Source organism: Bradyrhizobium sp. (assembly GCF_052389815.1).
Classification (GTDB): Bacteria; Pseudomonadota; Alphaproteobacteria; order Rhizobiales; family Xanthobacteraceae; genus Bradyrhizobium.
In genome coordinates, this window is the sequence record NZ_JBQTHN010000041.1 from 1 (window position 1) to 5,404 (window position 5,404).

A 5,404-nucleotide genomic window follows, 5' to 3' on the forward strand; every position below is an offset into this window, starting at 1 on the left:
GGAATTCCGCTCTGGAACGACAGCACCAGCCCCACATAGCCCGAAACGATCGCGCTCAGAACCGCGATGCAGATCATGCCGGTGATATCGCGCGACCAGAATCGGGCGATGCCGGCGGGGAGGATCATCAACCCGACGCCGAGCAGCGTGCCGAGCGCGTGAAAGCCGTTGACGAGATTGACGACGACCAGCGCAAGGAAGGCGAGATGCGCGGGCGCGCCGGCGCGGCTGACCGTGCTCAGGAACACCGGATCGACGCATTCGATCACCAGCGGGCGGTAGATCACCGCGAGTACCAGCAGCGTGACGGTGGCGTTGAACGCGATGACGAGCAGGGTCTGGTTGTCCATTGCGAGAATGTTGCCGAACAGCACGTGCAGAAGGTCGATATTGGTGCCCTTGACGGAGACGATGGTTACGCCGAGCGCCAGCGACACCAGATAGAAGGTCGCAAGCGAAGCGTCTTCCTTCAGCTCGGTGTTGCGCGCCACGAGGCCGGCGAGGATCGCGACCGCAAAGCCGGCGATCAGGCCGCCCATCGTCATCGCAAACAGATTGAGGCCGGAGACGAGGAAGCCTATGGCCGCTCCCGGCAGGATCGCGTGCGCCATGGCGTCGCCAACGAGGCTCATCCGCCGCAGCATCAGGAATACGCCGATCGGGGCTGCGCCGAGCGAGAGCGCGATCACGGCCGCGAGCGCGCGGCGCATGAACTCGAAGTCGATGAAGGGCGCAATCAGCGTGTCGATGACCATCTCAGGCTGCCTGCGACGGCCTCGCATCGACCGCGCAAGCCGCCGCGCTGTCGTCGAAGGCCTCGCACATGCGGCGGGCTTCCGCGAGATTCTCCACTGTGAGCACCTGCGCGGTCGGGCCCCAGGCGACGGGACCGCGCGCGAGCAGCAGACACTCCGGAAAGTTGGCGCGAACGAGGTCAAAGTCGTGCAGCGCGGCCAGCACTGTGCGGCCTTCCTCGTGCCAGCGCTTCACCAGCAGCAGCAAATCGGCGGACGTCCTGGTATCGATGGCGTTGAAGGGCTCGTCGAGCACGATCAGCCGGGCGTCCTGCAGCAGCACGCGTGCGAACAGCAGGCGCTGCATCTGCCCGCCGGAGAGCGTGCCGATGTTGCGGTTCTCGAACCCGTTGAGCCCGACCGCGGCGAGTGCCGCTGCGATGCGGACGCGCTCGCGCCGGCCCATGCCGCCGAAGAAGCCGGTCTGGCGCCACAGCCCGGTGCCGACGAAATCGAACACCGAGATCGGGAAGCTGCGGTCGATGTCGACGCTCTGCGGCAGATAGGCGATGTCGCGGATGTCCAGCCCGCCGAGGTCGATGGCGCCGGCCAGCGGCTTCAATATCCCGGCGAGCCCGCGAAACAGCGTCGACTTCCCGGCGCCGTTCGGGCCGACCACGGCGAGCAGCGCGCCGGAGGCGACTTCGCCGGAGAGGTGATGCACGGCCGGGTGCCGGTCGTAACCAAGCGTGACGTCGCGAAGGGTGATTTGCGCGGCCATGCTCACCTCATCGCCAGCCAGACGATGCCCCAGAGCCCGGCGCTGACGGCCACGGCAGCCGCGACCCGCGTAGCCACCGTCATGCGCAGGATCGACCACGGCGCGGCCTGTGCCGGATGCGGCGTCGCAGGGTCGTGGCTGTGGTGGACGTGGCCATGATGGTGGTCATGGTGATGACCTGAGCCGTGGGAATGGGTATGCGCCATACCGGATTGTTATATTATAACATTGCTTAAGTCCACCTGACGGCACCCTCAAGGCTTGCCGACCGCCATCGACAGCGCCGCCGCCAGGAAGGGGAAGGGCAACGATACCGCCGCCGGGAACCAGACGAATTTGGCCGGCATGAACGGGGTTTCCCACAATAATCTGGCGCTGGAAGGCGAAAAGCGCTCGGGAGATCGCATAGGCGATGACCTGCGGCGGCCCGCCGCCGAGGCCGCTATCAGATCGTCACCCCTTTGCTGGGGGCGGCTGTTCACGAAAAGCGGCTTCAAGAGTTGCGGCAACAGTCGGAGAACGAAGATCCGGAGCGAGTGAGGGACAGGCATCAGCGCCGACTCGAGCAGATGCGTCATGCCGAACGACTCGAGCGGAAGCAAGCGTGATGGAGATCGTGATTGACCGCGAGTCTTTTCGAACGCGTCGGCACGTACTCCTGGCCGAGTCGGCGCTATCGCATGGTTGATCGCTCAGTCATATCTCGCGTTCCAACCTCTCGATCTCTGCGACAACGGCAGCAAGCAGAGGCGGAAGATGAACCGTCACGGTTTCCCAGACATAGGATGCGGCGACGTTGTCGTATTGATGCCGGTAGAAATTGCCAACATCCCGGATGGAGCGCCAAGGCAGTTCAGGATGTCTATCGCGCAGGTCATCGGGCAACCGTCGACTCGCTTCCGAGATGATCTCCAACGCGCGCGTCACGGCATAGAGGTGCAAACGCGACTCGCCGAACCCTTCGCAGGTAAGACCTTCGACAAACTCTTTGGCAAGCAACACGTTGTCGCGAATGTCGTACAAGGCCAGCTTGACGGACTCAGAACGCATAAATTGCTTCGCGCTCGGCGATCGGCTTCACATGCGGTTTGAGCGCAATCCGGTTTGAAACGTCCACATGCAGCGGAAACAGATCTTCGATGCAGTGAACGATTCCGATATATCTGAAAACGTCCATCCGAACTTCCGGCGCGATTTCGACCAGAATGTCTATATCGCTGTCGTGCCGAGCGTCGCCGCGAGCGCGCGAGCCGAACAGGGCGGCATGGCTCACGCCTTGGGCTTTCAAAGCGGCTTCGTGTTCGCGCAGCTTCGCAAGAATATCCTGTTTTTCCATGATGCATTCTACCAGAAGCCGTTGTTTCCCGGCAGTCCAAACAGGGCGCCCTTCTGGGCTGTGCCTATTGGAACAAAATACTTACATTTTCAATGACTTAATAAATCCGACGAGCACAGCCTCATGGCTTGCCGAGCGCCATCGACAGCGCCGCCGCCAGGAAGGGGAAGGGCAGCGATACCGCCGCGCGGAACCAGACGAATTTGGCCGGCATGAAGGGGATCTCCCACAGGACCAGCCGCTGGAAGGCGAACAGGGCCCAGGAGATCGCATAGGCGATCACCTGCGGTGTCCCGCCGCCGACCTTCAGCGCCACGGCAGCGATCGAAAAGCCGATCACCGGCCCTCCCGGCGTCGCTGCACCTGCAACGGTCGCCGCCAGCACGCCGAGCCAGCCGCTGTCGGGGCCGAGCCAGCCAGTGATGATCTCGGGCGGAATGACGGCTGCGATGTAGCCGGCGCCGATCACGCCGAGCGCAATCCGCGGCACGATGTTGATGAAGTCCATCGCGCCCTCGCGGGCGGAAGCCAGCGCGACCGCGCGGCCCCGCCGCCAGACCATGAACGCGAGCACGGCCACCGAGCCCCACAGCGTGGTGTCGATGAAGAGCGTCGCGCTCATTGCGCTTCGCCCTTCCGATAGAGGCGACCATAGACGATGCGGCCGAGCGCCCCGGCGAGGATCGGGATCGGCACCGACAGCGCGATACGCCAGATCGTGAAATCGGTGCCCAGGATCGGCAATTCCCAGGCGATGACGCGGCCATAGCCGATCAGCGTCCAGCTCACCACCATCGCGATGATTGCGCCGAAATCGGCGCCAACGGTGAGCAGCGCGGCGGCGACCGGATAGGCAGTGAACGGCCCGCCGGGAAGGATGGCGCCGAACGCGGTGCCGATCACAAGGCCCTTCAAGCCAGACTCCGGCCCGAGCGAGCGCGAGACCTTCTCGTGCGGCAGGATTTCCGCGATGAAAGCACCGAGCAGGCAGCCGGCGAGCACCCGCGGCAGGATGCCGCCGAACAGCTCGAGATCGCTGAAGAGGATTTCCGTGACGCCGTGCATGCCGTCGCGGCGCCAGACCAATACGACACTGAGCGCGACCAGAACGGCGATGAAGATGATCGACCAGCCGATCGGCTTGCGCTGCTTGCGCGGCGCCGCAGTCTCGGTCGATTCGTCGGCCGGTTCTTTGGGGGAGTCTGCCAATTGAATCGGGTCAGGGGGGTGAAGAGTCCCGTCCTGCTTAGTCTGCGCCGCCTGGTTCGGCAAACGGAACGGCGGCGCGACCCATGCGCGTTGTCGAGATGCCCATGCGCAAGTGGCACGCTGCCTTACGAAAAGCAAAGGGCGGCAGCTCGGCGCTGCCGCCCTTCTTTTTCACTGCGCCGAAGGATCAGGCCTTGGAGAACAGCTGATCTACATAGTCCCAGTTCACGAGGTTCTCGACGAACGCCTTCAGATAATCCGGACGGCGGTTGCGATAGTCGATGTAGTAGGAGTGCTCCCAGACGTCGCAGCCGAGGATCGGGGTGGCGCCGCCATGCACCAGCGGGCTCTCGCCGTTCGGCGTCTTGGAGATTTCCAGCTTGCCACCCTTGACCGACAGCCAGCACCAGCCCGAGCCGAACTGGCCGACGCCGGCGGCGATGAAATCGGTCTTGAACTTCTCGAAGCCGCCGAGGTCTTCGTTGATCTTCTTTTCGAGCCGGCCCGGCAGCTTGGTGCCGCCGCCGTTCGGCTTCATCCAGCTCCAGAAATGCAGATGGTTGTAGTGCTGGCCGGCATTGTTGAAGAGGCCGGCGTTCTTTCCGAAAGAGCCCTTCACGATTTCCTCGAGGCTTTTTCCCTCGAGGCCCGAGCCCTTCAGGAGGTTATTGCCGTTGTTGACGTAAGCCAGATGGTGCTTGTCGTGATGGTACTCAAGCGTCTCACGGGACATATACGGAGCGAGCGCATCATGCGAATAGGGCAGTTCGGGAAGGCTGAATGACATTGGAATTTCTCCTACAGGGAGAGCGGATTATGGGCTCTATATGGACCGGAAAAGGCAATCCTGCAAAATTCAAACACGCAGACGAACGGCTTCGTTCCCCAAGCGTTCGTTGCACGGTTGCATCGTGTGCTGAACAGTTATCAACGACCTCGATTTGTGGCTTTGCGTTGGCGGCGTTTGGTAGCATTATATAACCGTCATATAAATTCGTAGCGGTTTGTGGAGTAGCGTTTCTGATGCCGCAGTTGTTGATTGTGCTTGGTGTCGTGCTGGCTCTTGCGGGGCTTGGCGGCATTGCGGCCGGAGCTCCGTCCTGGGCTTTGGGCCTGGGACTGGGCAGCACGCTGATTCAGAGCGGCACCATCAGTTTTGTCGGTGGACTGATCCTTATCGGCATGTCTTTGATGTTGCGCTCGGTGCAGGAACTGGCCCAGCGCATCGAAATGCTCTCCCGGGCCCAGGCCGCGATGGGCCGCCAGCTCCCGGCTCCCGCGCATGACGAACATCCGATGCCGGCGCCGCAAGGCCGCGAGTTTGCCCGCGATCCGCGCGCGGAA

Annotated in this window: 9 protein-coding genes and 1 pseudogene; 1 reads left to right on the forward strand and 9 read right to left on the reverse strand. The window is 62.9% G+C overall.

Features of this window, described 5'->3' with window-relative positions; translation table 11 throughout:
- The 9 genes from ACT4OC_RS08750 to ACT4OC_RS08790 form a co-directional block, all read right to left on the reverse strand.
- On the reverse strand, nucleotides 1–755 hold a 755-nt coding region (locus tag ACT4OC_RS08750), incomplete at its 3' end, for a metal ABC transporter permease (RefSeq protein WP_444838578.1).
- A 1-nt stretch (nucleotide 756) separates the two neighbouring features.
- Nucleotides 757–1,515 (reverse strand): metal ABC transporter ATP-binding protein, encoded by a 759-nt coding sequence (locus ACT4OC_RS08755; protein ID WP_444838579.1) that lies wholly within the window; start codon nucleotides 1,513–1,515, stop codon nucleotides 757–759.
- A gap of 2 nt (nucleotides 1,516–1,517) precedes the next feature.
- Nucleotides 1,518–1,721, reverse strand: a complete 204-nt coding sequence (locus ACT4OC_RS08760; RefSeq protein WP_444838580.1) for a hypothetical protein — start codon at nucleotides 1,719–1,721, stop codon at nucleotides 1,518–1,520.
- 48 nt (nucleotides 1,722–1,769) lie between these two features.
- On the reverse strand, nucleotides 1,770–2,093 hold the full coding sequence (locus tag ACT4OC_RS08765; RefSeq protein WP_444838581.1) for a hypothetical protein: 324 nt from the start codon (nucleotides 2,091–2,093) through the stop codon (nucleotides 1,770–1,772).
- A 118-nt stretch (nucleotides 2,094–2,211) separates the two neighbouring features.
- Entirely contained in the window at nucleotides 2,212–2,565 is a 354-nt protein-coding gene (locus ACT4OC_RS08770) for a HepT-like ribonuclease domain-containing protein (protein WP_444838582.1), read from the reverse strand.
- Entirely contained in the window at nucleotides 2,555–2,851 is a 297-nt protein-coding gene (locus tag ACT4OC_RS08775) for a nucleotidyltransferase family protein (RefSeq protein ID WP_444838583.1), read from the reverse strand. Before ACT4OC_RS08775 ends, ACT4OC_RS08770 begins: the two co-directional genes overlap by 11 nt.
- 121 nt (nucleotides 2,852–2,972) lie before the next feature.
- A complete protein-coding gene (locus ACT4OC_RS08780) occupies nucleotides 2,973–3,473 on the reverse strand; it encodes a hypothetical protein (RefSeq protein WP_444838584.1) in 501 nt (166 codons plus the stop codon).
- Nucleotides 3,470–4,060 (reverse strand): permease, encoded by a 591-nt coding sequence (locus ACT4OC_RS08785; RefSeq protein WP_444838585.1) that lies wholly within the window; start codon nucleotides 4,058–4,060, stop codon nucleotides 3,470–3,472. Before ACT4OC_RS08785 ends, ACT4OC_RS08780 begins: the two co-directional genes overlap by 4 nt.
- A 187-nt stretch (nucleotides 4,061–4,247) precedes the next feature.
- Entirely contained in the window at nucleotides 4,248–4,847 is a 600-nt protein-coding gene (locus ACT4OC_RS08790; RefSeq protein WP_444838586.1) for a superoxide dismutase, read from the reverse strand.
- 236 nt (nucleotides 4,848–5,083) lie between these two features.
- On the opposite strand from ACT4OC_RS08790, the pseudogene ACT4OC_RS08795 reads away from it, so the two are divergent.
- Nucleotides 5,084–5,404, forward strand: a pseudogene (locus ACT4OC_RS08795) (hypothetical protein); the annotation flags it as partial.

Excerpts from the sequence above, each read along its gene's own strand:
- ACT4OC_RS08780 (WP_444838584.1), bottom strand. The coding sequence starts at position 3,473 with ATGAGCGCGACGCTCTTCATCGACACCACGCTGTGGGGCTCGGTGGCC.
- ACT4OC_RS08775 (WP_444838583.1), bottom strand. The coding sequence starts at position 2,851 with ATGGAAAAACAGGATATTCTTGCGAAGCTGCGCGAACACGAAGCCGCT.
- ACT4OC_RS08765 (WP_444838581.1), bottom strand. The coding sequence starts at position 2,093 with ATGACGCATCTGCTCGAGTCGGCGCTGATGCCTGTCCCTCACTCGCTC.
- ACT4OC_RS08760 (WP_444838580.1), bottom strand. The coding sequence starts at position 1,721 with ATGGCGCATACCCATTCCCACGGCTCAGGTCATCACCATGACCACCAT.
- ACT4OC_RS08755 (WP_444838579.1), bottom strand. The coding sequence starts at position 1,515 with ATGGCCGCGCAAATCACCCTTCGCGACGTCACGCTTGGTTACGACCGG.
- ACT4OC_RS08770 (WP_444838582.1), bottom strand. The coding sequence starts at position 2,565 with ATGCGTTCTGAGTCCGTCAAGCTGGCCTTGTACGACATTCGCGACAAC.
- ACT4OC_RS08790 (WP_444838586.1), bottom strand. The coding sequence starts at position 4,847 with ATGTCATTCAGCCTTCCCGAACTGCCCTATTCGCATGATGCGCTCGCT.